The organism is Streptomyces sp. NPDC028419 (genome assembly GCF_055565515.1).
The window spans coordinates 1-24,137 of record NZ_JBVHUE010000004.1; the positions used below are offsets into that span (position 1 = coordinate 1).

At 73.3% G+C, this 24,137-nt stretch carries 19 protein-coding genes; 7 read left to right on the plus strand and 12 right to left on the minus strand.

The window, feature by feature from the left end; genetic code table 11:
• Positions 1-379: 379 nt before the first annotated feature.
• On the minus strand, positions 380-1,387 hold the full coding sequence (locus ACZ4UB_RS06235) for a stage II sporulation protein M (protein ID WP_468068609.1): 1,008 nt from the start codon (positions 1,385-1,387) through the stop codon (positions 380-382).
• 103 nt (positions 1,388-1,490) lie between these two features.
• On the opposite strand from ACZ4UB_RS06235, the gene ACZ4UB_RS06240 reads away from it, so the two are divergent.
• The gene (locus ACZ4UB_RS06240) at positions 1,491-2,420 is read left to right on the plus strand and encodes an RDD family protein (protein WP_468068610.1); all 930 of its coding nucleotides are present in this window, start codon (positions 1,491-1,493) and stop codon (positions 2,418-2,420) included.
• 90 nt (positions 2,421-2,510) lie between these two features.
• Here the strand turns inward: ACZ4UB_RS06240 and ACZ4UB_RS06245 are convergent, their stop codons facing one another.
• Complete coding sequence (locus tag ACZ4UB_RS06245) at positions 2,511-3,134, minus strand: hypothetical protein (RefSeq protein WP_354382892.1); 624 nt, start codon at positions 3,132-3,134, stop codon at positions 2,511-2,513.
• A 97-nt stretch (positions 3,135-3,231) separates the two neighbouring features.
• Positions 3,232-4,683: an adenosylhomocysteinase gene (gene ahcY / locus ACZ4UB_RS06250; protein ID WP_468068611.1), complete on the minus strand. Its 1,452-nt coding sequence runs from the start codon at positions 4,681-4,683 to the stop codon at positions 3,232-3,234.
• 373 nt (positions 4,684-5,056) lie between these two features.
• Here ahcY and ACZ4UB_RS06255 point away from each other — a divergent pair, with 373 nt between their 5' ends.
• Both ACZ4UB_RS06255 and lepB read left to right on the plus strand, forming a co-directional pair.
• Positions 5,057-7,120, plus strand: a complete 2,064-nt coding sequence (locus ACZ4UB_RS06255) for a fructose-specific PTS transporter subunit EIIC (protein WP_468068612.1) — start codon at positions 5,057-5,059, stop codon at positions 7,118-7,120.
• 120 nt (positions 7,121-7,240) lie between these two features.
• Positions 7,241-7,912: a signal peptidase I gene (gene lepB, locus ACZ4UB_RS06260; RefSeq protein WP_468068613.1), complete on the plus strand. Its 672-nt coding sequence runs from the start codon at positions 7,241-7,243 to the stop codon at positions 7,910-7,912.
• A 64-nt stretch (positions 7,913-7,976) separates the two neighbouring features.
• Here lepB and ACZ4UB_RS06265 read toward each other — a convergent pair whose 3' ends face one another.
• The 6 genes from ACZ4UB_RS06265 to ACZ4UB_RS06290 form a co-directional block, all read right to left on the minus strand.
• On the minus strand, positions 7,977-8,945 hold the full coding sequence (locus tag ACZ4UB_RS06265) for a cation diffusion facilitator family transporter (protein WP_468068614.1): 969 nt from the start codon (positions 8,943-8,945) through the stop codon (positions 7,977-7,979).
• 96 nt (positions 8,946-9,041) lie between these two features.
• On the minus strand, positions 9,042-10,205 hold the full coding sequence (manA, locus tag ACZ4UB_RS06270; protein ID WP_468068616.1) for a mannose-6-phosphate isomerase, class I: 1,164 nt from the start codon (positions 10,203-10,205) through the stop codon (positions 9,042-9,044).
• 46 nt (positions 10,206-10,251) lie between these two features.
• Positions 10,252-11,385: an SIS domain-containing protein gene (locus ACZ4UB_RS06275; protein WP_468068617.1), complete on the minus strand. Its 1,134-nt coding sequence runs from the start codon at positions 11,383-11,385 to the stop codon at positions 10,252-10,254.
• 110 nt (positions 11,386-11,495) lie between these two features.
• On the minus strand, positions 11,496-11,681 hold the full coding sequence (locus tag ACZ4UB_RS06280) for a Trm112 family protein (RefSeq protein ID WP_468068619.1): 186 nt from the start codon (positions 11,679-11,681) through the stop codon (positions 11,496-11,498).
• Positions 11,682-11,780: 99 nt separating this feature from the next.
• On the minus strand, positions 11,781-13,148 hold the full coding sequence (locus ACZ4UB_RS06285; RefSeq protein WP_468068621.1) for a phosphomannomutase/phosphoglucomutase: 1,368 nt from the start codon (positions 13,146-13,148) through the stop codon (positions 11,781-11,783).
• 98 nt (positions 13,149-13,246) lie between these two features.
• Complete coding sequence (locus ACZ4UB_RS06290) at positions 13,247-13,669, minus strand: DUF3499 domain-containing protein (protein WP_468068622.1); 423 nt, start codon at positions 13,667-13,669, stop codon at positions 13,247-13,249.
• A gap of 138 nt (positions 13,670-13,807) precedes the next feature.
• On the opposite strand from ACZ4UB_RS06290, the gene ACZ4UB_RS06295 reads away from it, so the two are divergent.
• A complete protein-coding gene (locus tag ACZ4UB_RS06295; protein WP_354382901.1) occupies positions 13,808-14,272 on the plus strand; it encodes a metallopeptidase family protein in 465 nt (154 codons plus the stop codon).
• 613 nt (positions 14,273-14,885) lie between these two features.
• Here ACZ4UB_RS06295 and ACZ4UB_RS06300 read toward each other — a convergent pair.
• The 3 genes from ACZ4UB_RS06300 to ACZ4UB_RS06310 all read right to left on the minus strand — a co-directional run bounded on the left by ACZ4UB_RS06300 (position 14,886) and on the right by ACZ4UB_RS06310 (position 20,492).
• Positions 14,886-16,382 (minus strand): DUF5719 family protein, encoded by a 1,497-nt coding sequence (locus tag ACZ4UB_RS06300; protein WP_468068623.1) that lies wholly within the window; start codon positions 16,380-16,382, stop codon positions 14,886-14,888.
• Positions 16,379-20,014 carry a glycosyltransferase gene (locus ACZ4UB_RS06305; RefSeq protein ID WP_468068624.1) on the minus strand — a complete coding sequence of 1,212 codons (3,636 nt, stop codon included), beginning with the start codon at positions 20,012-20,014 and terminating at the stop codon, positions 16,379-16,381. The genes ACZ4UB_RS06300 and ACZ4UB_RS06305 overlap by 4 nt, the downstream gene beginning before the upstream one ends.
• Before the next feature lie 214 nt (positions 20,015-20,228).
• Positions 20,229-20,492, minus strand: a complete 264-nt coding sequence (locus ACZ4UB_RS06310; protein ID WP_003983763.1) for a WhiB family transcriptional regulator — start codon at positions 20,490-20,492, stop codon at positions 20,229-20,231.
• A gap of 807 nt (positions 20,493-21,299) precedes the next feature.
• Here ACZ4UB_RS06310 and ACZ4UB_RS06315 point away from each other — a divergent pair.
• Genes ACZ4UB_RS06315 through ACZ4UB_RS06325 form a run of 3 tightly spaced genes read left to right on the plus strand, consistent with a single transcriptional unit; the run spans position 21,300 to position 24,134 of the window.
• Positions 21,300-21,863, plus strand: coding sequence for a cysteine dioxygenase (locus tag ACZ4UB_RS06315; protein WP_468068914.1), 564 nt, complete (start codon positions 21,300-21,302; stop codon positions 21,861-21,863).
• Between the two features lie 13 nt (positions 21,864-21,876).
• The gene (gene cofD, locus ACZ4UB_RS06320) at positions 21,877-22,836 is read left to right on the plus strand and encodes a 2-phospho-L-lactate transferase (protein ID WP_399267821.1); all 960 of its coding nucleotides are present in this window, start codon (positions 21,877-21,879) and stop codon (positions 22,834-22,836) included.
• Positions 22,833-24,134 (plus strand): coenzyme F420-0:L-glutamate ligase, encoded by a 1,302-nt coding sequence (locus ACZ4UB_RS06325; protein WP_468068625.1) that lies wholly within the window; start codon positions 22,833-22,835, stop codon positions 24,132-24,134. Before cofD ends, ACZ4UB_RS06325 begins: the two co-directional genes overlap by 4 nt.
• The last annotated feature ends 3 nt before the right edge of the window (positions 24,135-24,137 follow it).

A 24,137-nucleotide genomic window follows, 5' to 3' on the forward strand; every position in this document is an offset into this window, starting at 1 on the left:
CCTTTGTACTCACCCTCTCGGGCTTTCCTCCGGGCTTCGTTCTTCGTTTCCGACTCTATCAGACTCTTTCGTGTCCGATTCCCGGTCGAAGCGGGTTTCGCTTTCCAGTTCTTCGCTTTCGCGTTTCCCTTTCCGGCGATTCCGACTCTATCAGAAGTTTTCCACCGGTTTTCCCGGCGTTCACATCCTGAAAATGAGTTGGCTGTGCCCCATGCATGGAAATTGAATTCCTTGAGGGGGGCGAGAAAGACTTTAAACCATCGCTGCCGAACTTGTCCAGTTCGAGGCAACCGTTCGAATCTACCTCCCCGCTGGCACCGTGTCAACGGTGTTTGCGGGACGACGAGGAGACTAGCAGCTCAGCTGCCCGCTCCGCACATCAGGCGGCGGTCGGGAGGGTCGCGCTCTGGTCGGCCGCTTCGACGTCGCCGACCTCGCCCGCGCGGGCGGCGCGGCCGCCGAGGACGTACACGTACAGCAGGAACAGCACCTCCACCACGACCCCGATGCCGATGCGGGCCCAGGTGGGAAGGCCGGAGGGGGTGACGAACCCTTCAAGCGTGCCCGCCACGAAGAGCACCGCGGCGAGGCCGATGGCCATGCCGAGGGCCGAGCGGCCCTGTTCGGCGAGGGCTTCGCGGCGGGTGCGGGGGCCCGGGTCGATGACCGTCCAGCCCAGGCGCAGGCCCGTACCGGCGGCGACGAAGACGGCGGTCAGTTCGAGCAGGCCGTGCGGGAGGATCAGGCCGAGGAAGACGTCGAGGCGGCCGGCCGAGGCCATCAGGCCGATGCCGATCCCGAGGTTGAGCATGTTCTGGAAGAGGATCCAGAGCACCGGGAGGCCGAGGAAGGCGCCGAAGACCAGGCAGATCGCGACGGCCTGGGCGTTGTTCGTCCAGACCTGGGCGGCGAACGAGGCCGCGGGGTGGCTGGAGTAGTACGTCTCGTACTGGCCGCCGGGGCGGGTCATCTCCCGCAGGTCCTGCGGCGCCCCGATGGAGGCCTGGACCTCGGGGTGGACGGCTATCCACCAGCCGATGAGCGCGGCCAGCGCGGTCGACAGCACCGCGGTGGGTATCCACCAGCGGCGGCTGCGGTAGACGGCGGCCGGGAATCCGGCGGTGAAGAAGCGGGCGACGTCGCGCCAGCCGGCCCGGCGGGCGCCGGTCACCGTCGCGCGGGCGCGGGCGACGAGCTGGGTGAGGCGGCCCGTCAGCATCGGGTCGGGCGCGCTCGACTGGATCAGGGAGAGGTGGGTGGAGGTCCGCTGGTAGAGCGCGACGAGCTCGTCGACCTCGGCTCCGGTGAGGCGGCGGCCGCGGCGCAGGAGCACCTCCAGGCGGTCCCACTCCGCGCGGTGCGCGGCCACGAAGACATCGAGATCCATCCGGTTGCCGCTCCCCTGCCCCAGGTTCCCTGTTCCTACTGTGGTCAGCTTGGCAGACTTGATGAACAAGGGGCGGGGCAGGTCACGTGAAGGGTGTGCATCGGTGAGCGATCTGGTGACGGGGGACGCGGTCGTCCTGGGACTGAGGCCTGCGAGGCTGCCGAGCCGGGGGGTGGCGTTCGTCCTCGACCTGATCGTGTACTTCGTCGGCTATCAGGTGATCAACATCGGCTTGATCTTCGCCATCGGCTCGCTGGACAGCGCCGCCTTCGCGGCGGTCACGGTCGGGAGCTTCCTGCTGTTCATGATCGGCGCGCCGATCGCGGTCGAGACGCTGAGCCACGGGCGTTCGCTCGGGAAGCTGGCCTTCGGGCTGCGGGTGGTGCGCGACGACGGCGGGCCGATCCGCTTCCGGCACGCGCTGGTGCGCGGCGCGATGGGCGCGGTGGAGCTGCTGGGCACCTCGGGGATCGTGGCCTGCATCGCTTCGCTGGTGTCGGAGCGGGGCCGGCGGCTCGGTGACGTCTTCGCGGGGACGCTGGTGGTCCGCGAGCGGGTGCCGGGGGCTCGGGTGGTGCCGGTGCCGCCTCCGCCGCCGGGGCTGGCCGGGCGGTTCACCGGGCTGGACCTGTCGGGCGTACCGGACCCGTTGTGGCTGGCGATCCGCCAGTACCTGACCCGGATGGGACAGCTCGACCCGCAGGTGGGCGCGGCGATGGCGGTGCGGTTGGCCGACGAGCTGGTGGCCCGTACGGGGACGCCTCCGCCGCCGGGGGTGCCGGCCGCGGCGTATCTGGCGGCCGTGGTGCACGAGCGGCAGTCGCGCGATGCGGCGCGGGCCTTCGGGGCCGCTCCCGTGTCGTACGGCATGCCGCATGCCGCGCCGTACGGGGCTCCCGGGTACGGGTCGCAGCCGTACGCGGCGCAGCCCGTGGCTCCCGCCGGGCCTGTGGTGCCGGTGGCTCCCGCCGGGCCCGCTGCTCCGGTCGTGCCGCAGGCGCCGCGGGCCGGTGGGTTCGCGCCACCCGGGTAGGGGCCGTTCCCCGGCTTTCCCTCCGGGGGCGCCTCAAACGCCGGCGGGGCTGGATTTGCGGCCGGTGGGGCTACAGAGGTGATCCGGGGCTCAGTCTTGGGTCGGGAAGGTCGACGGTGGGGTTTCCAGGTGTTCCAGTTCGATGCCGGGGGCCGAGAGGACGACGTCGCCGGCCAGGTGGATCGTGTGTACCTCGCCGGTGTCCAGGGCGCTGATCCGGTAGGTGTCCACCAGCAGGGGGCCGCTGTCGGTGGCGTGTTCGGCGCGCTCGGTCAGCTGCCAGGCCTGGTCGACCGTGCGGGGCGCGAGCACCGGGTCGGTGAGGGCCACCAGGCGGATCCGGGTCGCCGGGTCGCCCGGCGCGAGGCGCAGCAGGCGGGCCGTGGAGACGAGGAAGGCCGGCGAGGTTCCGGTGAACCCCGAGGCGCGGACGTTGCCCTCGGTGGCCTCGGCGCCGGTGGGGTCGGTACGGACCCAGGTGACCCCGTCGATCGCGGCGCCGCGCACCTGCCAGCTGGACGCGTTCAGCTCCATCCGGATCGGACGGCCGAGCTCGTCGACGGCCAGGTCGACGGAGCCCCGGTGGCCGCCTTCCGGGGTGGTGAGTTGGGCGACGTAGCGCCAGCCCGAGGGCCCGGGCGCGCAGTGGAAGTGCTCCTCGCCGAGCGGGGTGTGGTCGTGCGTGTCGTGGAGCGAGTAGCGGCCGCGCGGCATGGCTCAACTTTCAGGCTGGGTACGGGGCAGGCCCCCGGCCGTGTCGCTGCCGGGGGCCTGTCCATCGTGCGGGGGTGGTGCCGCCGATCCGGAGGGATCAGTAGCGGTAGTGGTCCGGCTTGTACGGGCCGTTCACGTCCACGCCGATGTAGGAGGCCTGCTCCGGGCGCAGGGTGGTGAGCCTGACGCCGAGGGCGGCCAGGTGGAGGCGGGCGACCTTCTCGTCCAGGTGCTTGGGCAGCACGTAGACGCCGGTCGGGTACTCCTCGGGCTTGGTGAAGAGCTCGATCTGGGCCAGCGTCTGGTCCGCGAAGGAGTTCGACATCACGAAGGACGGGTGACCGGTGGCGTTGCCCAGGTTCAGCAGACGACCCTCCGACAGCACGATCAGGACCTTGCCGTCGGGGAACTTCCAGGTGTGGACCTGCGGCTTGACCTCGTCCTTGACGATGCCCTCGATCTTCGCGAGACCGGCCATGTCGATCTCGTTGTCGAAGTGACCGATGTTGCCCACGATCGCCTGGTGCTTCATCTTGGCCATGTCCCCGGCCATGATGATGTCCTTGTTGCCCGTGGTGGTGATGAAGATGTCGGCCGTCTCCACCACGTCGTCCAGCGTCGCGACCTGGTAGCCGTCCATCGCCGCCTGCAGCGCGCAGATCGGGTCGATCTCGGTGACGATGACACGGGCACCCTGGCCGCGCAGCGACTCGGCGCAGCCCTTGCCGACGTCGCCGTAGCCGAAGACGACCGCCGTCTTGCCACCGATGAGGACGTCCGTGGCACGGTTGATGCCGTCGATCAGCGAGTGGCGGCAGCCGTACTTGTTGTCGAACTTCGACTTCGTCACCGCGTCGTTCACGTTGATCGCCGGGAAGAGCAGGTTGCCCTCCGACATCATTTCGTACAGACGGTGGACACCGGTGGTGGTCTCCTCGGTGACGCCGCGGATCTCGGACGCGAGCTGCGTCCACTTCTGCGGGGACTCGCCGAGGGTGCGGTTGAGCAGCGTGAGGATGTAGGCGTACTCCTCGGAGTCCGCCGTCGACGGGTCCGGGGCCGCGCCGGCCTTCTCGAACTCGACGCCCTTGTGGACGAGGAGGGTGGCGTCACCACCGTCGTCGAGGATCATGTTCGGGCCGCCGGTGGGGGTGTTCGGCCAGGTCAGCGCCTGCTCCGTGCACCACCAGTACTCCTCCAGGGTCTCGCCCTTCCAGGCGAAGACGGGGACGCCGGCCGGGGCCTCGGGGGTGCCGGTCGGGCCGACCGCGATGGCGGCGGCGGCGTGGTCCTGGGTGGAGAAGATGTTGCAGGAGGCCCAGCGGACGTCGGCGCCGAGCGCGACGAGGGTCTCGATGAGCACCGCGGTCTGGACCGTCATGTGCAGGGAGCCGGTGATGCGGGCACCCGCGAGCGGCTGGGCCGCGGCGTACTCGGCGCGGATCGACATCAGACCGGGCATCTCGTGCTCGGCCAGGGTGATCTCCTTGCGGCCGAAGGCGGCGAGGGAAAGATCAGCGACCTTGAAGTCGGTCAAGTCGGCAGTCATGCGTGTGCTCCTCATGGTGGAGAGGTGGATACGGCTGAGCCGTGCACCAGCGGGACCGGTGCACCGAGCACAGTCCGTCGGAGGCCCTCTCTCCCCACGGCCGGTCGCGAGGACCGCCCGACCGCCATCAGCGGCGACGCCTGACACTGCTGAAGAATCTACACCGATCGGCGCAGTGCGCCCCAGCTAGTCGCGGAACCGTCCACGTCCGGATTCCGGGCCGTCCGGGGGGTCGCGGAAGCGGCCACGTCCCGGCTTCGGGCCGTCCGCCGGAACTTTTTAGGGCCTTTTGGACTTTTGATCCACCCCTTATGTGGGAGACGATGCCGGTGGATCGGAACATCCGCGCGGTCCACGGCGTGAGGAGACAGCAGTGACCAGTCCGGCAGGCCCTTCGGGCAGTGGGGGCGCGAGCGGGCAGGAGCGCGTCAGGCTGCTCGCCGTGACCGCGTGCCCCACGGGGATCGCGCACACCTACATGGCCGCGGAGAAGCTCCAGCAGGCGGCCGAGCGCCTCGGCATCGACATGAAGGTGGAGACGCAGGGCTCGATCGGAGCCGAGAACGTCCTCACTGACAACGATGTCAGGCAGGCGGACGGCATCATCATCGCCGCCGACAAGGAGGTCGACCGGGAGCGCTTCATAGGCAAGCGGGTCCTGTCCGTCGGCGTCGCGGACGGCATCCACAAGCCCGAGGAACTCATCACGCGCGTGCGGACCGCGCCGGTGCAGGAGGGCACGGCGGCCGCGGCCGGCTCCGGCGGCGGCGGCAAGGAGCGCAGCCTCGCCTACAAGGCGCTGATGAACGGCGTCTCGTACATGATCCCGTTCGTGGTGGTCGGCGGCCTGCTGATCGCGATCGCGCTGGCGCTCGGCGGCCACGCCACCGAGACGGGCTACGCGGTCACTCCGGGCACCTTCTGGGACCACATCTTCCAGATCGGCGTCCTGGGCTTCACCCTGATGATCCCGATCCTGTCCGGCTACATCGCCTACGCCATCGGCGACCGGCCCGCACTGGTGCCGGGCATGATCGGCGGCTTCATCGCGAACACCGGCTCGCTCTACGACTCCAAGGCGGGCGCGGGCTTCATCGGCGCCATCGTCACGGGCTTCCTGGCCGGCTTCCTGGTCCTGTGGATCAAGAAGGTCAAGGTTCCCAAGGTCGTCCAGCCGATCATGCCGATCATCGTGATCCCGATCATCGCCACGACGGCGCTGGGCCTCTTCTTCATCTACGTCATCGGCAAGCCGATCTCCTGGATCTTCGAGAACCTGACCAGCTGGTTGTCCGGGATGACCGGCACCAGCGCGATCCTGCTCGGCGCGCTGCTCGGCCTGATGATCGCCTTCGACATGGGCGGTCCGGTCAACAAGACGGCCTTCCTCTTCGGTACGGGCCTCATCGCCTCCGGCAACTACGCGGTCATGGGCATGTGCGCCGCGGCCATTCCGGTCATGCCGCTCGGCCAGGGCCTGGCCACGGTGCTGCGCCGCAAGCTGTACTCCGACCAGGAGCGCGACACCGGCATGGCGGCCCTCTTCATGGGCATGTTCGGCATCTCCGAAGGCGCCATCCCCTTCGCCGCGGCCCGCCCCGCCATCGTCATCCCCGCGAACATGCTCGGCGGCGCCGTCGCCGGTGCCATCGCGGGCGTCGCCGGCGTCGGCGACCACGTCCCCCACGGCGGTCCCGTCGTCGCCGCCCTCGGCGCGATCAGCGGCTGGGTCTGGTTCCTCATCGCCATCGCGGCCGGCACGGTGGTCACCGCGCTCACCACGAACGCGCTGATCGAGCTGAAGGCGCGCAAGCAGAACGGCGGCGCGGCCGGCTCCGGCGGCGGCGCGCTCGCCCCCGAGCCGGTCCTCGCCGGGGTCGGAGCGGGCGTGGGCGCCGGTACGGGCGCCGGTACGGCCGTGCGGACGGCCCCCGCGGGCGCCGCGGGCGTCGCCGCGCCCGCCAGGGCGGACGGGAAGGCCGAGGTGCTCTCCGGCTACCTGACCGAACAGACGGTGAAGACCGAGCTGGCCGCGGACGGCAAGGAGGCCGCGATCCGCGAGATGGCGGCGATGCTGGCCACCACCGGCAACGTCCGGGACACCGAGGAGCTGGTGCGGGTCGCCCTGGCCCGCGAGGCCCAGGGCACCACGGGGCTCGGCGAGTCGATCGCCATCCCGCACGCCAAGACGGACGCGGTCAGCCGACCCACCGTCGGCTTCGCCCGGTCCACCGAGGGCATCGAGTGGGGCGCCCTCGACGGTACGAAGGCCCAGCTGGTCTTCATGATCTCCGTACCGGAGGCCGCCGCCGGCGACGAGCACCTGCGGATCCTCGCCCTGCTCTCGCGCAAGCTCATGGACTCCGACTTCCGGGCCCGGCTCCAGTCGGCGCCGGACGAGGCGGCCATCCTCGACGTGCTGCGCGAGATCCAGTAGCCCCGGCCCCCTCCCCTCCTCGCGTCCCCCGGGCCCCGTACCGCCACCTCGGCGGTACGGGGCCCGGGCGCGCTGCGTACGCTTCCCCGCGCACGTCGGCACATCGGAGGGGCACGGCAGATGGAACAGGCACGACAAGGGGAACGGCGCGGACCGGGGCGCAGGCGCGGGATCTGGGCGGTGGTGCTGCTCGGGCTGGGCGCGCTGCTGGTCGTCGGGATCGGCTGGGGCGGGCTGCTGTTCACGAAGGACTACGACCTGCGCTCCGTGCCCGGTGCGTCGATGGCTCCCGCCCACCCGAGCGGCAGCGAGGTGTGGCTCGAACGGCTCGCCGCGCGCGACGTGGCGCGCGGGGAGGTCGCGCTGTTCGCGCCCCCGGCGTCGTGGGGCGTCGAGGGGGACCTCCTGGGGCGCGTGGTGGCGGTCGGCGGGGACCGGATCTCCTGGGCCAAGGGTGATGCCACGCTGACCTTGAACGGGAAGCCGCTGGTCGAGCCGTACCTGAAGGATCCGGCCGTGCCGGCGGTGGTCCCCTTCGACGTGACCGTGCCCGAGGGCCGGATGTTCGTCATGGGGGACAACCGCGTGAACTCGGCCGATTCGCACATGCGGATCGCGGACGACGGCGGGAGCGTGCCGAGGTCGGCCGCGTGGGGGGTCGCGGTCGGGACCCCGACCGGGCTGCTGGTCGCCGGGGCGGTGTCCCTGCTGGGCGTGCCGGTCCTGCTGACCGGCGGCGGGCTCGGGATCGCCTCGCTGGTGGCGCGGCGGCGGGCGGCCCGCGCGCTCTGAACGGGCGAAGGCCCCCCGCACCACTGGGTGCGGGGGGCCTTCGCGCGTACGGCGGCGGGGGCCGTCAGTGGCCGTCCGGGCCGCCGGGGGTGGCGGCGGGGTTGGCGCCCTTGGCCGCCGCCTGCGCGTTGTAGATGTCGGGCTCCAGGTAGATCACGCGGGCGATCGGGACGGCCGCGCGGATGCGCTCCTCGGCCGCGTCGATGGCGTGGGCGACCTCGGTGGCGGTGTCGTCGTGCCGCACCGCGATCTTGGCCGCGACCAGCAGTTCCTCCGGGCCGAGGTGCAGCGTGCGCATGTGGATGACGCCGGTGACGGTGTCCCCGTCGACGACCGCGGCCTTGATCTTCTCGACCTCGTCGGCGCCCGCGGCCTCGCCCAGGAGCAGGGACTTGGTCTCCGCGGCCAGGATGATCGCGATCGCGATGAGCAGGACGCCGATGCACAGGGTGCCGATGCCGTCCCAGACGCCGTCGCCGGTGGCCAGGGCGATGCCGACGCCGCCGAGGGCGAGGACGAGACCGATCAGCGCGCCGAAGTCCTCCAGGAGGACGACGGGCAGCTCGGGGGCCTTGGCCCGCTTGATGAACTGGCCCCACGACAGCGAGCCGCGGATCTCGTTCGACTCCTTGATCGCGGTGCGGAAGGAGAAGGACTCGGCGACGATCGCGAAGACCAGGACGCCGACCGGCCAGTACCAGTGCTCGATGGCGTGCGGTTCCTTGATCTTCTCGATGCCCTCGTAGATGGCGAACATGCCACCGACGGTGAACAGCACGATGGAGACGAGGAACGCGTAGATGTAACGCTCGCGGCCGTAGCCGAAGGGGTGTTGCGGGGTCGCCTCGCGCTGGGCCTTCTTGCCCCCGAGGAGGAGCAGGCCCTGGTTCCCGGAGTCGGCCAGCGAGTGGACGCTTTCCGCGAGCATCGAGGACGAGCCGCTGAAGAGGAACGCCACGAACTTGGCTACAGCGATGGCGAGGTTGGCGGCGAGTGCCGCCACGATCGCCTTGGTACCGCCCGACGCGCTCATGGTGTGGTGACTTCCCTTCATCGGTACGGCGGCCCAGGCCGGTGCGCCGTGCTACGGCCGCACATTGTTGCAGCAGCCCTGCCCACGGACGGTACGTCAGAGCACCACCGTGGCGCGGAAAACCGTACCGGTACCCGACAGGACGGGCTTCTCGCCCGCCGGGACGAACACCGATCCGCCCGGGGCCAGGGCCAGTTCGCCGACGCTCGGGGCGCCCGCGGTGCAGAGCAGGATCTGCGGGGCGTCGTCCGGGAGGGTGCGGGAGGCGCCGCCGGGGGCGAGGACGAAGCGGGAGAGCCGGAATTCGTCGATGGGGGTCGCGTAGACCTCCTCGCCGTCGCCGTCGTCCTCGGGGCGCAGCACGCCCGGGTCGCCGGACTCGAAGCGGACGATCTTCAGCAGCTCGGGCACGTCCACGTGCTTGGGGGTGAGTCCGGCGCGCAGCACGTTGTCGGAGTTGGCGAGGAGTTCCACGCCGAGCCCGTCGAGGTAGGCGTGCGGGACCCCGGCGCCGAGGAACACGGCTTCGCCGGGCTGGAGCCGGAAGTGGTTCAGCAGCATGGCCGCGATCACCCCGGGGTCGCCCGGGAAGTGGTGGACGAGCGCGGCGTAGGGCGCGTACGGGCCCCCCAGCCGCTCGGCGGCGGCCGCGGCCTCGGTCACCGTACGGGCCATCTCGGCGCGGTCCGCGGTCAGGACGGCGGTGAGCACCTCGCGCAGCGCCGCCTCCTGCGGGTGGGCGCGCAGCAGGTCCACGTACGGCTCGAGGCTGTCCACTTCGAGGCCCGCGAGCAGGTCGGCGGCCTCGCGCGGCGGGCGGAAGCCGCACAGCCCGTCGAAGGGGGTCAGCGCGCAGAGCATCTCGGGCTTGTGGTTGGCGTCCTTGTAGTTGCGGTGTCCCGCGTCGATCGGGACGCCGCGGCGCTCCTCGTCGGCGAAGCCCTCCCGCGCCTGGGCCAGGTCGGGGTGGACCTGGAGGGAGAGCGGGGCGCCGGCCGCGAGGAGCTTGAGCAGGAAGGGCAGCCGCGGTCCGAACTTGGCGACGGTGGCGGCGCCCAGCTCGCCCTCGGGGTCGGCGTCGATGACCTCGGACAGGGTCGTCCCGCCCGTGCCCCGGTCGAGCCGGGAGGGGGCGCCGGGGTGGGCGCCCATCCACATCTCGGCCTGGGGTTCGCCGGTGGGCTCGCTGCCGAGCAGCGCCGGGATGGCGGTGGCCGAGCCCCAGGCGTAGGGGCGGATCGTGTTCGTGAGGCGGTCCATCGGTCTTCGTCTTCCTGGGTGGAGGGCGGGGCACAGGTGCGTGCCCTCAGGTGCGTCCCCTGGTGGCCAGCGCGAGGTAGGCGGTGGCGAAGTCCGTGACGGCGAGGAGTTCGGCGAGCTGTTCCAGTTCGCCGCCCTCCTCCGGTTCGATCTCGCTGATGGCCGTGTCGTGGCTGTGGGCGAGTTCGCGTGCGGCGGGCGCGGCGGAGAGTCCGCCGGTGGGCCGGTCACGCAGCAGGACGACCCGGGCGTGCAGAGCCTGCGGCTCCTCGACCCGGTCACGGAAGAAATCGTCGGGGTCGGCGCCCGCGGCGAGGGCGCCGGCGAGCAGGACCCCGTGGGCGGGCAGCGCCTCGGGCAGTTCGGCGGCCAGCGCGGGGCGCCCCGCCAGTTCGGCGAGGGTGGCGGCGAAGCGGCGGCCGGCCGGGCCGGCGGCGGCGCCCTCGCTCCAGATCAGGGCGAGGGAGTCGGCGAGCTCGGAGGCGAGGGTCTTGGCCGGGTTGCCGTAGGTCGCGATCGCGGGTCCGCAGCGTTCGGCGGTGCGGTCGAGGCGGTCGGCGACCAGCTGGAGGGTGGACGGGGCGGCGGTGACCAGGCCGAGCTTGTCGAGGAGGACGAGCAGCGGGGTCAGCAGGGCCCACAGGGCGCCGGGGCCGGCGGCGGCGCTCTCGTCGTACTCCTGGTAGGGCGCCTTGGCCATCGGTACGAAGAGCCCGTGCACGCCGAGGACGGCCTCGCTGAGCGGGGAGCGCTCGGGGGCCACGGCGACGATGGTGCAGCCGCGCCGGTAGGACTGTTCGACGAGGGCTTCGAGGCCGGGCTCGGTGCCGTCGATGGTGGTCAGGAGCAGCAGGTCCACCGGTCCGGCCCAGCCGGGCAGGGTCCAGCGCATGGCTCCGGCGGCGGGGGCCACGCCCGTCGGGTGCAGTCGGGTCACCGGGGCCACGGCGCCCGCGAGGGCGGCGATCAGGTCCGCGACGCCGGTGGCGGCGGTGCCGGGGCCGGCGACCATGACGGCGCGCGGGCGCCCGTCGGGGCGCAGGTCGTCCAGGCCGGCCTCGGCGGCGTGCCGCACGGCGGTGCGGACCCGGGCTCCCGCGTCGGCAGCGCCGCGGAGCAGGCCGCGGCGGTCCGCGCGGGCGAGCTCCTCGGGTGCGTCGAGGAGCGAGTCGTCGATCATGGCGGGCCTCCGGTCGTCGTCAGGGGCGTCTCGGGCCCAACGTAGCGCCCGGAGGGAGCGGGGGGCGCGGATTGCCGATCACCGCGCTCCGGACGCGACGGGTCACCGGATCAGGCCGGGCGGCGGGCCTCGTCGACGAGGAGGACGGGGATGCCGTCGCGCACGGGGTACGCGAGGCCGCAGTCCTGACCGGTGCAGATCAGCTCGGGAGTGTCCGCGTCGGCCGACTCGTCACGCAGCGGGGCGTGGCAGGCGGGGCAGGCGAGGATCTCCAGAAGGCCGGCTTCGAGCGGCATGGGGCGTCCCTTCGAACATGCGGATTGGGCCAGGTCAGCGTACCGCCGGGCCGCGACTCGCGCGGCCCGGCGGTGGGTGGTGCGGGGGTGCGGGGCGCCTCAGGCGCGGACGAGCGCCAGGACCTCGTCGCGCACCTTGTGCAGGGTCGCGGTGTCGCGGGCCTCCACGTTCAGGCGCAGCAGCGGCTCGGTGTTGGAGGGGCGCAGGTTGAACCACCAGTCGGCGCCGGTCACGGTGAGGCCGTCGAGCTCGTCGGTGCCCACGCCGTCCTGGCCGGCGTACGCGGCCTTGACGGCGGCCATCCGGCCGGCCTGGTCGGCGACGGTGGAGTTGATCTCGCCGGAGCCCTGGTAGCGGTCGTAGGCGGCGACCAGCTCGGAGAGCGGGCCGTCCTGGCCGCCGAGGGCCGCGAGGACGTGGAGCGCGGCGAGCATGCCGGTGTCCGCGTTCCAGAAGTCCTTGAAGTAGTAGTGCGCCGAGTGCTCGCCGCCGAAGATGGCGCCGGACTTGGCCATCTCCTCCTTGATGAAGGAGTGGCCGACGCGGGTGCGGACGGGGGTGCCGCCGTGCTCGCGGACGACCTCGGGGACGGACCAGGAGGTGATCAGGTTGTGGATCACGACACCGGTGCCGCCGTTGCGGGCCAGCTCGCGGGCCGCGACGAGGGCGGTGATCGCGGAGGGGGAGACGCCCTCGCCGCGCTCGTCGACGACGAAGCAGCGGTCGGCGTCGCCGTCGAAGGCGAGGCCGAGGTCGGCGCCCTCGGCGAGGACGCGGGCCTGCAGGTCGACGATGTTCTTCGGGTCGAGGGGGTTGGCCTCGTGGTTCGGGAAGGTGCCGTCGAGCTCGAAGTACATCGGTACGAGCTCCAGCGGGAGCCCGTCGAAGACGGTGGGGACGGTGTGGCCGCCCATGCCGTTGCCCGCGTCGACGACGACCTTCAGGGGGCGGATCGCGGTGAGGTCGACCAGGCCCTTGAGGTGCTCGGCGTACCCGGGCAGGCTGTCGTGCTCGGTGATGGTGCCGGCGGCGACCGGGGCGGTCTCGGGGGCGCCCTCCTCGGACCACTTCTCGACCAGTTCGCGGATCTGCGCGAGGCCGGTGTCCTGGCCCACGGGGGCGGCGCCCGCACGGCACAGCTTGATGCCGTTGTACTGGGCGGGGTTGTGCGAGGCGGTGAACATGGCGCCCGGCAGGTCGAGCAGGCCGGAGGCGTAGTAGAGCTGGTCCGTCGAGCAGAGCCCGATCAGGGTGACGTCGACGCCGCGGGCCGCGGCGCCGCGGGCGAAGGCGCTCGACAGGCCCGGCGAGGAGGGACGCATGTCGTGGCCGATGACGATCGCCGAGGCGTTCGTGACCTCTACGAACGCCGCGCCGAAGAGCTCCGCCAAGCGCTCGTCCCACTCGTCCGGGACGACGCCCCGGACGTCGTACGCCTTGACGATGTTCGAAAGATCAGCAGCCACTGCCTGCCCTCCTGAGGGTTCTGTGCGGGGCACCAAACCTACCCTGGCCGCCGGGCATCTCTTCCGACGATCGGATGAAGGCCGGGGGTCGGGACGGCTCAGGACTCCGGGGAGCGCAGGACCCGCAGGTGACCGCGCCGGGTCGGCCCGTTGGCCTGACCGGGGGTGGCGGAGGGGTTCGTTCCGCCCGGACCGCCGCTCTGCGGGGCGCCGTTCGAGGAGCCCGCGGACCGGTCCGTGCGCTCGTGCGGGCGGGCCGCCTCGCGCACGGCGTTGGCCAGGGCTTCGAGGTCGTCCCCACTGGGTCGGGAGGGCGCGCCGGCGTCCGCCAGCCGCACGACGTCCCAGCCGCGGGGCGCGGTGAGGCGCTCCGAGTGCTCGGCGCACAGGTCGTAGCAGTGGGGTTCGGCGTAGGTGGCGAGCGGGCCGAGGACTGCGGTCGAATCGGCGTAGACGTACGTCAGTGTCGCGACGGCAGGGCGGCCGCACGCGGTGCGAGAACAGCGACGTACAAGGCTCACGACGTTGGACGGTACCGCACTCTTGACCGGGCCGCGACGACTCCCCCGCGGCCGGGTGCCGTGTCGTCACCCGATCCCGGGCCGGGGGTCGTTGCGGGCCGCCCCCGGCGCGGCGTCGAGGGCTACCCTGCGAGGGTGATGGACACCCCTCTGACTCCCCCTGCCGATGGACCTCCCCAGGAACCGCGCACGCGTAGGCGCGACCGGCACGGGCGGGGGATGCGCGGACCGCTCGCGCCCCCGCAGGTGCCGTTGGCCGCCAGTCGGGCGGAGCTCTTCGGAGATCTCGTGCGGGACTCGGTCGAGCGGTTGGAGCGGCGCTGGCCGCAGCTGGCCGAGGTGGAGTTCATGGTGGGCGAGGTGCCGGCGCCGCCCGGCGGGCCGGACGGCGGCTGGAACGACGAGGCGGTGCCGCTGGGCGGGACGGTCGCGCCCGACGGGGGGCGGGCGGCGCGGATCGTGGTCTACCGGCGGCCCGTGGAGATCCGGACGAAGTCGCGGGACGAGCGGGCGGTGCTCGTGCACGAGATCGTGGTGGAGCAGGTGGCGGAGTTGCTCGGGCTGACGCCCGAGACGGTGGATCCGCGTTACGGGCAGGAGTAGCCGGGGCCGGGTCGGGTCCGGGCCGGGTCCGGGCCGGGTCCGGGCCGGGTCCGGGCCAGGCCGGGTGGCGGTCGGGCCGGGCCGGGTCGGGTGGCGGTCGGGCCGGGTCGGGTGGCGGTCGGGCCGGGCCGGGTCGGGTGGCGGTCGGGCCGGGTCGGGTGGCGGTCGGGCCGGGGACGGGCACGAGTGTCTCCTCGGCTCGCGGGCTCGGGACCGTCGGAGTAGGGGGGCGGTGGGGACCGCTCGGCCTGCGGGGACACTCCTGCCCGTCCCCGGCCCGACCTCCGGGGATGCTGCTGCCCGGGGGGGCGGTGGGGACCGCTCGGCCTGCGGGGACACTCGTGCCCGTCCCCGGCCCGACCTCCGGGGATGCTGCTGCCCGGGGGGGGCCGTGGGGACCGCTCGGCCTGCGGGGACACTCGTGCCCGTCCCCGGCCCGACCTCCGGGGATGCTGCTGCCCGGGGGGGGCGGTGGGGACCGCTCGGCATGCGGGGACACTCCTGCCCGTCCCCGGCCCGACCTCCGGGGATGCTGCTGCCCGGGGGGGCGGTGGGGACCGCTCGGCCTGCGGGGACACTCCTGCCCGTCCCCGGCCCGACCGCTGGGTGAGTCTCAGTGGGTGAGGACTTCGAGGTCCTGGACGGCCTTGGGGACCTGGACTTCGCCGTGGTCGTCCACGAAGGGCTGGATCGTGAACATCGGGACGCCCTCGTGCGGGAGGGACAGGGTGCGGGACGCGTGGACCGGGCCGCCCGAGAGGGTTTCGACGGTCAGCGCGTAGGAGCCCTTGCCGCCCGCGGGGGCCGGTGGCTGCGGGACCAGCAGGGTGGTGCCCGCCTTGACGGTGAACTCCTTGGCGGCCGTTTCGCCGCCCTGCGTGCCCGGGGAGGCGGTGATGCGGACCTTCGCGTCCGCCGCGCCGGCCGGCACGGTCAGCGACACGGTGGTCGCACCCGTGTCGGTGCGGTTGTCGGCGACGGTGGCGCGGGCGCCGACCGGGCCGGAGGCCGCGATGAAGCCGAGTTCCTGCTTGGCCCCGGTGCCCCGCACGACGCGGAGCGCGGCCACGACCGGGACGGCCTTGCGGCTGTCCGAAGGCGTCAGGACGAGTGAACCGGCTTCGCCCCGGGTGACGTCCTTGAGGTCGACGCTCGCCGACATGCCGCCCTTGACGTGCAGTTGTTCGTTGCCCGCCGGGGTGATCGAGGCGCCGGGTCCGGCGAGCCGCAGCTTGAGGTCCGCGTCCTCCTCGCCGGGTGCGTAGGCGATCAGCCGTACGGAGGTGGCGTCGGCCGGGATCCCCGGCAGGACGAGGGAGCCCGCCGGGTCGGTGGAGGCGGGCAGCCAGTCGGCGCCGACGCCCTCCTCCGCGACCTGGACGGAGGCGCCGACCCGACCCGAACGGGTCGTCACGCGGGTGGTGACGTCGGCGATCTGGGCGGTGGGCGCGATCGTGGAGAGCAGCACCGAGACGCTGGACTTCGGGCCGATCTTGATGTTCTCGCCGCTGCCCGCTTCGGTCTTCAGGGCGCCTTCGGGGCCGAAGAGCTGGACGTCGACGACGGCGGGGGTGTCGTCCGCGTTCGTGAGGTGGACGTAGTCCTGGCGGCCCTTGGCCGTGCTCGTGCCGGGGAACCAGAACTCGGTGCCCGGCGCGGTGCAGGCGACCCCGAGCAGGCCGCGCGCCTGGCCCACGGCGACCTGGGTGGTCTGCTGGGCCGTCCAGCCGGGGGCGAGGGCGCCGTCGGCGGTGCCGGTGAGCGCGGGGGCCTCGGCGCCGGTGGAGGTGGCGCCGACGGGGGTGCCCGGGGTCTTGGGCTCCAGGACCGGCTTGGCGTCCTTGGTGGCGCCGCTGAGCCGGGCGCTGCCCTTGGCCTGCGGCTGGGGCTTGCCCGGGGTGATCGTCGTGTAGGTGGTGTCGGCGATGTCGGAGGTGCTGGGCGCCGGGCAGACCAGGGTGGAGCGTTCGACGGGGAGCCGGGCGGCGGACCGCTGGTGGCCCTTGGCGTCGGGGGCGGCCGGGGCCGCGGGCGCGGTGAGGACGGCGACGCCGGTCACGGCGGCGAGGGCGGCGGTGACGGCCGCGAGGGCCAAGGGGGCGCGGTTCACTGCTGGGGGCTCCCGTCCGGGCGCTGGATGGGCTGTCCGTAGGCGTCGTACTGGCCGTACGCGTCGTAGTCGTACGGCTGCTCGGGCGGGTACGGCTGGGTCGGGTACTGCTGGGTCGGGTACTGCTGCGCGTACGGGTCGTACGGCTGGTCGGGCTGCTGACCCGGCTGCGGGGGGTGGCCGTACTGCGGGGCGGGCTGTTGGCCGTAGCCCGGGGCGTGGCCCTGGTCGGCGTACATCGGGTCCTGCGGGGCGTACGTCGCGTACGCGGTGTCCTCGCCGTGCGCGTGGTCCTGCTGGGTCGGGATCTGCGCGTACGGGTCGGCCACGACGGCCTCCTGCGCGGCGGGGGCGGCCTCGGCGCGCAGGCGGCGGGCGCGGCGGCCCTCGCCGGCTTCGGCCGGTCCCGGCTGGGCCGGTACGGCGCCCTCCTCGTCCGGCAGGTCGTCGTCCAGGCTGCGGCGGCGGCCCGGCAGGGCCATCACGAGGAGCAGCACGGCGAGCGCGCCCTGGGCCCAGTGCCAGCCGGTGCGGGCCAGGGAGTCGGCGTAGACCAGGCCCAGCCGGCCGCCCGAGGCGGGGAGTTCGAACCCCTGGGCCCAGCCGTCGACCGTCTTGGCCTTCAGCGGCTTGCCGTCGAGGGTGGCCTGCCAGCCGGGGGCGGCCCGGTCGGCGATCCGCAGGACGCGACCCGGCTCGCCGGCCGCGATCTTGGCGTGGACCTCGACGGGGCCGGAGGCGACCGGGATCGGGGCCTCGCCCGGCTTGCCGGGGACGATCACGACGCGGGCGACCTGGCGGTCGACCCGCCACAGCGCGTCGCCGTCGAGCTGGCTGAGGCGGCTCAGGCCCGGGGTGGCGTCGAGGACCCGGCGGATCTGCTGCGGGGCGCCGTCGCGGACCAGCACGTAGCGGATCGCGAAGCCGCCGAGTTGGGCGCTCTGGTCGGCGCCGGAGCCCGCGACCAGGCTGGAGACGACCTTGTCGAGGCGGCCGTCGCTGCCCGCGGAGGCGGCGAGTTCGGCGTCGCCGAGGCGGCCGCCGGAGCCGCGGACCAGGGTGTAGTCGACCTGGGCGGACGAGGAGCCGCCGAGGACGAGGGTGCGGGCCTGATCGCGGGTGCCGCTCTCCTCGGCGACGAAGGCGGGCACCTGGACGGGGTCGCGGCGCTCCAGCGGGCCGTCGGCCCCGCCGAGCATCCAGGCGGCGGCGAGGACCAGCGGGCCCGCGGCGGCGGCGAGGGCGACGAGCGCGGCGAGCGGCTGGCGCCAGCCGAAGCTGCGGGCGGCGACGCGTTCCTTGGCCCCGTCGGCCCCGACGGCGGCGGCGGCGAGCAGGGCCAGGCCGTAGACGAGGGTGCCGGGACCGGCCCAGGCGGTGCGGTTGACCAGGACGGCGAGGAGCAGCCCGGTGAGCGCGACGGCCCAGGCCGCGGTGACGGCGAAGCGGCGCTCGGCGCGCAGCAGGGCGGCCAGCGCGGCGACGACCACGCCGAGCAGGAGCAGCCCGGAGCCGGCGCGCGGCCCGCCGGGGCTGGTGCCGAGCAGGTCGAGGGCCCCGGCCCCGCCGGCGCCGTACGCCAGGCCCGCCTCGCGCAGGAAGGCGGCGGGGTGGGTGAACAGGCCCAGCGACCAGGGGGCGAGGACCAGGAGCGGGACGGTGAGGGAGGCGGCCAGCCGGGGGGCGTACGTCTTCCACTCGGCCCGGCGCACGACCAGCGCGGCGAGGCCGAGGACGGCGGCGAGCGGCCAGAGCACCGGGGTGAAGGCGCTCGCGACGGTCAGGAGCAGGGTGTACGTCCACACCGCGCGCCAGCTCCCCTTGGCGCCCTCGGCCGGGGAGTGCGCGAACCCGCAGGCGCTGACGGCGCTGCGGGCGATGAGGGGCAGCAGGACGGCGAGGACCGCGGTACCGAGGCGGCCGGTGGCCAGCGCGCCGGTGATGGCGGGCAGGAAGGCGTAGGCGACGGCGGCCCAGGCGCGCAGCAGCCGGGAGCCGACCAGCGGCCGGGAGGCGAAGTAGGCGGTGAGTCCGGCGAGCGGGACCGAGCAGACGAGGAGCAGGGTCAGCGCGGCCTGCGTGGAGCCGAACAGCAGTGTGGCGAGCGCGCCGAGGACGGCGAGGTAGGGGGGTGCGCCGGCGGTGGAGCCGGTGCCGACGGGGTGCCAGTCGTCGGTGTAGCCGCGCCACAGGGCGAGGGCGCCGTCGGGGGCGGGGAGCAGGGCGCCGCCCATCAGGGAGCCGCCGCCGAGGAGGCCGCGGCAGGCGACGAGGGAGACGAGGAGCAGGAGGGCGAAGAGGACGGGCGCGGGCTTGCGGGCGATCCGCCTGAGGCGCGCGAACTGCTCGATCTCCAGGAAGTCGGCGTCGTCGCCGCCGGGTCCGGATTCGACGGCGCCGCCGTGCCGGCTGGCGCGGGCGGGTTCCGAGTCGCGGTCGGCGCCGAAGTATCCGGCGAGTTGTTCGACGTTGGCGCGCAGGGTGGCGCCGGGCGGCGGGAAGAGCGGGCGCAGGTCCCCGGCGGGGACGGCGGGGCGGCCGCGGCGTCTGCGGGCGCCGAGGATCCGGCCGGGGCGCAGCAGGGTGCCGAGCAGGCCGGCCACCTCGTCGACGGCTTGGCCGGGGGCCTTGCCGACGAGGTAGGCGAGGGTGCGCAGGGCGGTGCCGAGGAGGATGCGGAGCAGGACGTAGGGCAGGGCGCGGCCGGAGGAGTTGACGAGCACCGTGTAGGTGGCGCCGGCCTTGTCGACGCGGTGGGGGCTGACGGCGGAGCGCCCGGCGCAGTCGACGGTGCGGCGTTCGCGGGCGGAGGCCTCGGCGTGGCGCAGTACGGCGTCGGGGGCGACCAGGACGGTGTGGCCCGCGTTCTGGACGCGCCAGCACAGGTCCACGTCGTCGCGCATCAGGGGCAGTCGGCGGTCGAAGCCGCCGAGCGCGTCGTAGACGTCGCGGCGCACCAGCATGCCGGCGGTGGAGACGGAGAGCACCGGGCGGACCTGGTCGTGTTGGCCCTGGTCCTGTTCGCGGCGGTCCAGGCCGGTCCAGCGGCGGCCGCTGCGGGCGATGCTGACGCCGGCTTCGAGCAGCTGCTTGCCGTCGTACCAGCCGCGCAGCTTGGGGCCGATGACGGCGGCCTCGGGGTTCTCCTCGGCGACGCGCAGGAGTTCGGCGAGGGCGTCGGGGGCGGGCGCGCAGTCGTCGTGGAGCAGCCAGAGCCACTGGACGGGCTCGCCGTACGGCAGTTCGGGGAGGTCGTAGTGGTCGTCCTGCCAGGTGCGGCTGACGGGGTCCCAGCCGCTGGGGCGCTTGAGGTAGGTCAGTTCCTCGGGGGTGAGGACGCCGGCGGTGCGGGCGGCCTCGTCGACCGCGGTGCCGAATCCGGTGCGGCGGGCGAGGTGCAGGACCCGGTCGTCGCCGAAGGCCTCGGCGAGCAGGCGCGCGGAGTCGTCGGAGCTGCCGTTGTCGGCGGCGACGTGGTTCTGGGCGGGCCGTTCCTGGCCGAGCAGTCCGGAGAGGGTCTGGGGCAGCCAGCGGGCACCGTCGTGGGCGACGACGACCGCGGTGACGACGTGCCGGGGGAACTCGGGGACGGCGGCGCCCTGGTGGGAGGACGAGTGGCTGTGCAGGGACATCGCGGTACGGGCCCTCCGGCCGGGGGTCCGGGGGTGGTGTGCCCTCGGAGGCTGCTGGACAGCGCCCCACACTAACGGCTGGGAACACGACGGTCCGCCTCCTGCGGGGAAGGTGCGGGAGGCGGACCGTTTGCTCTGTTACCCATTTGGTGTGGTGTGCGTATCGCCCCGGTGCGGCGGGCCGGACCGGGTGGGCCGGGACGTATCGGCGCAATCAGACTGCGGCCTTTTTCAGCCGCCGGCGTTCACGCTCGGACAGTCCGCCCCAGATCCCGAATCGCTCGTCGTTGGCGAGGGCGTACTCAAGGCATTCGGAGCGGACCTCACAGGCGAGGCAGACCTTCTTGGCCTCGCGGGTGGAGCCGCCCTTCTCGGGAAAGAAGGATTCGGGGTCGGTCTGGGCGCAGAGTGCGCGCTCCTGCCAGCCGAGCTCCTCGTCCGCCTCCTCGACCAGCAGTTCCTGAAACAGCTCGGTCATGTGCGCCCCTCGCTCTGTTTTCGCGTCCCCGTGGTGTTGTCGTCACCGATAGCTACGGAACGACACGAGTGAAATTACAAGGCGGGGCTACTGCGCAGTCAAGCCGAGATCTGCTATTGGGCCCCTTATTCACTCTGCGGAACCAAGCGTATGCAGAAAGTGTTCATATCGCCAAAAATCGTGACACATGCAACACGTACGGACGGATGGTGACCAGATGGTGCGCCAAGCCGCCCTCGCCCAAGATCGACGCGCCGTTTTCGATCGAGGTTGCATTCCGGTCACGGAAGCGGCGCAGATCACATTCCGGTCACGAGGTGACGGGGTCGGGGACCCGCCTTGGCGCGATTCCGATGTGGTTGCACGGCCACATCCCCGGTCAGGGGTTGCACAAACCTTTCTCCAGGCAACTTAACCGGATGAGGTGAAAGTTTCCGACCAAACCGGACATTGGGTTGACAGTCGCCCCCCGGAGCCGGTCTCCTTGTTGCCATGTCAGCGCCCGCAGTCGCCACCCGGACCCCCATTCGTGGGTTCCTGTGCGCTGCCCAGGTTCGCTGTTGCTGTTGCAGCTGTTGATGCCCACGGAGCTCCGGCTCCCCCGAGCACCGGCTTCGCACCCCCAGCAACCGACCGCGCGACCGCGCCACTGACATCCGTCGAGGTACCTCCGCAATGAACGCGACGCACACGACGCACACCCCGCAGCACGACCCCGCCGCTGCCGCCCAGCACCTCCCGGACGCCCCGGACGCCCCGCGGGCGCGGCAGGGCCAGCCGGGTCGGCAGGTCGCATGGCCGGCCGGCATGGAGAGCGACCTCCAGATCGCGGGCGACATCCTCTCCGTCCAGCACCTCCTCCAGCCGCGGCGCGAGCACCCGAGCACCGTCGCCGAGTTCGTCGGGCTCGCCCGCTCGATCGCCGGCGACCGCTCCCAGTGGGAGCACCTCGTCCAGTACGACGCCGCCTCCCGCTGGTACCACCGGCTGCGCACCGGCCCCGGCTACGAGGTGTGGCTGCTCAGCTGGGTCCCCGGCCAGGGCAGCGGCACCCACGACCACGGCCCCTCCTCCGGCGTGCTCACCGTCCTGGAGGGCGAGCTCACCGAGCACACCGCCCGCGGACCGCGCACCCTCGCCGCCGGCAGCCAGCGGGTCTTCGCCCCCGGCTACGCGCACGAGGTGGTCAACGACGCCCTCGACGGCGCGATCAGCCTGCACGTGTACTTCCCCGGCCTGACCGAGATGCCGATGCACGACGACGCGCGCGGCGGCGCCCGCGAGGGCTCCCCCGAGGACTCCGGCGACACGGTCCGGAGTAACGCCGCTCACTCCTGCTCCCCGACCCGCCAGACGCCGGTATCCGCCTGACACACTGCGCTACATGCGCATTGTTGTACTGGCCGGCGGCATCGGCGGCGCCCGTTTCCTCCGGGGACTGAAGTCGGCCGAGCCCGACGCGGACATCACGGTCATCGGCAACACCGGTGACGACATTCACCTGTTCGGGCTCAAGGTGTGCCCCGACTTGGACACGGTGATGTACACCCTCGGCGGTGGCATCAACGAGGACCAGGGCTGGGGCCGCACCGACGAGTCCTTCAAGGTCAAGGAGGAACTCGCGGCCTACGGGGTCGGACCCGACTGGTTCGGCCTCGGCGACCGCGACTTCGCGACCCACATCGTGCGGACCCAGATGCTCGCCGCGGGCTACCCGCTGAGCGCCGTCACCGAAGCGCTGTGCGACCGCTGGCAGCCCGGGGTGCGCCTGCTCCCGATGTCCGACGACCGGGTCGAGACCCACGTCGCGATCACCGAGGCGGCCACCGGCGAGCGCAAGGTCATCCACTTCCAGGAGTACTGGGTCCGGCTGCGGGCCGCGGTGGACGCGGAGGCCGTCGTACCCGTGGGCGCCGAGCAGGCCAAGCCCGCGCCCGGCGTCCTGGAGGCCATCGCGGCCGCCGACGTGATCGTCTTCCCGCCGTCCAACCCGGTCGTCTCGATCGGCACCATCCTCGCCGTGCCCGGGATCCGCGAGGCCGTGGCCGCCGCCGGGGCGCCCGTGGTCGGCCTCTCCCCCATCGTCGGGGGCGCGCCCGTGCGCGGCATGGCCGACAAGGTGCTGGCCGCCGTCGGCGTCGAGTCCTCGGCCGCCGCGGTCGCCCTGCACTACGGCACGGGGCTCCTGGACGCCTGGCTCGTCGACACCTCGGACGCGGACGCGACCGCCGAGGTCGAGGCCGCCGGGATCACCTGCCGCGCGGTGCCGCTGATGATGACCGACCTGGCCGCCACCACCGCGATGGCCCGGGCCGCGCTGGACCTGGCCGAGGCCTCCCGATGACCGCGGACGTCCCCTCCTACGAGGTGCGGGCGGTGGCCGGGCTGCCGGAGGTCCGCCCCGGCGACGACCTGGCGGAGCTGATCGCGGGCGCCGCGCCCGACCTGCGCGACGGGGACGTCCTGCTCGTCACCTCGAAGATCGTCTCCAAGGCGGAGGGCCGCGTCGTCGCCGCGGACTCCCGCGAGGAGGCCATCGACGCCGAGACGGTACGGGTGGTCGCGCGCCGCGGTGCGCTGCGCATCGTCGAGAACCGGCAGGGGCTGGTCATGGCCGCCGCCGGGGTCGACGCCTCCAACACGGAGCCGGGCACGGTCCTCCTGCTGCCGCTCGATCCGGACGCCTCGGCGCGCGCGATCCGCGAAGGACTGCGCGCGGCGCTGTCGGTGGACGTCGGCGTCGTCGTGACCGACACCTTCGGCCGGCCCTGGCGCTCCGGGCTCACCGACGTCGCGATCGGCGCCGCGGGAGTGCGCGTCCTGGACGACCTGCGCGGCGGCGCCGATGCCCACGGCAACCCGCTCAGCGCGACGATAGTGGCCACCGCCGACGAACTGGCCGCGGCCGGTGACCTGGTCAAGGGCAAGGCGACCGGGCTGCCGGTGGCCGTCGTGCGCGGGCTCGGCCACCTGGTCGCCGAGGGCGGCTCGGCGGGGGAGCTGATCCGCTCCCCCGCCGACGACATGTTCCGGCTGGGGACCTCCGAGGCGGTACGGGAAGCCGTGCACGGGCGCCGGACGGTACGGGAGTTCACCGCCGAGCCGGTCGACCCGGGCGCCGTGCGCCGGGCCGTCGCGGCGGCCGTCACCGCGCCCGCGCCGCACCACACGACGCCGTGGCGCTTCGTCCTGCTGGAGTCGGCCGCGGCACGGCTGGAGCTGCTGGACGCGATGCGGGACGCGTGGATCGCGGACCTGCGCCGGGACGGCAAGTCCGCGGACTCGATCGCGAAGCGGGTGCGGCGCGGGGACGTGCTGCGCGCGGCGCCCTACCTGGTGGTGCCCTGCCTGGTGACGGACGGGGCGCACGACTACGGGCACGCGCGGCGGGACGCGGCCGAGCGGGAGATGTTCGTGGTCGCGATGGGCGCGGGCGTGCAGAACTTCCTGGTCGCGCTGGCCGGGGAGCGGCTCGGCTCGGCGTGGGTGTCCTCGACGATGTTCTGCCGTGACGTGGTCCGCAAGGTGCTGGGGCTCCCGGACGACTGGGACCCGATGGGCGCGGTGGCGGTCGGCCACGCGGCCGGGGCGCCGCGCGAGCGGGCGGAGCGGGATCCGGCGGACTTCATCCGGGTGCGCTGAGCT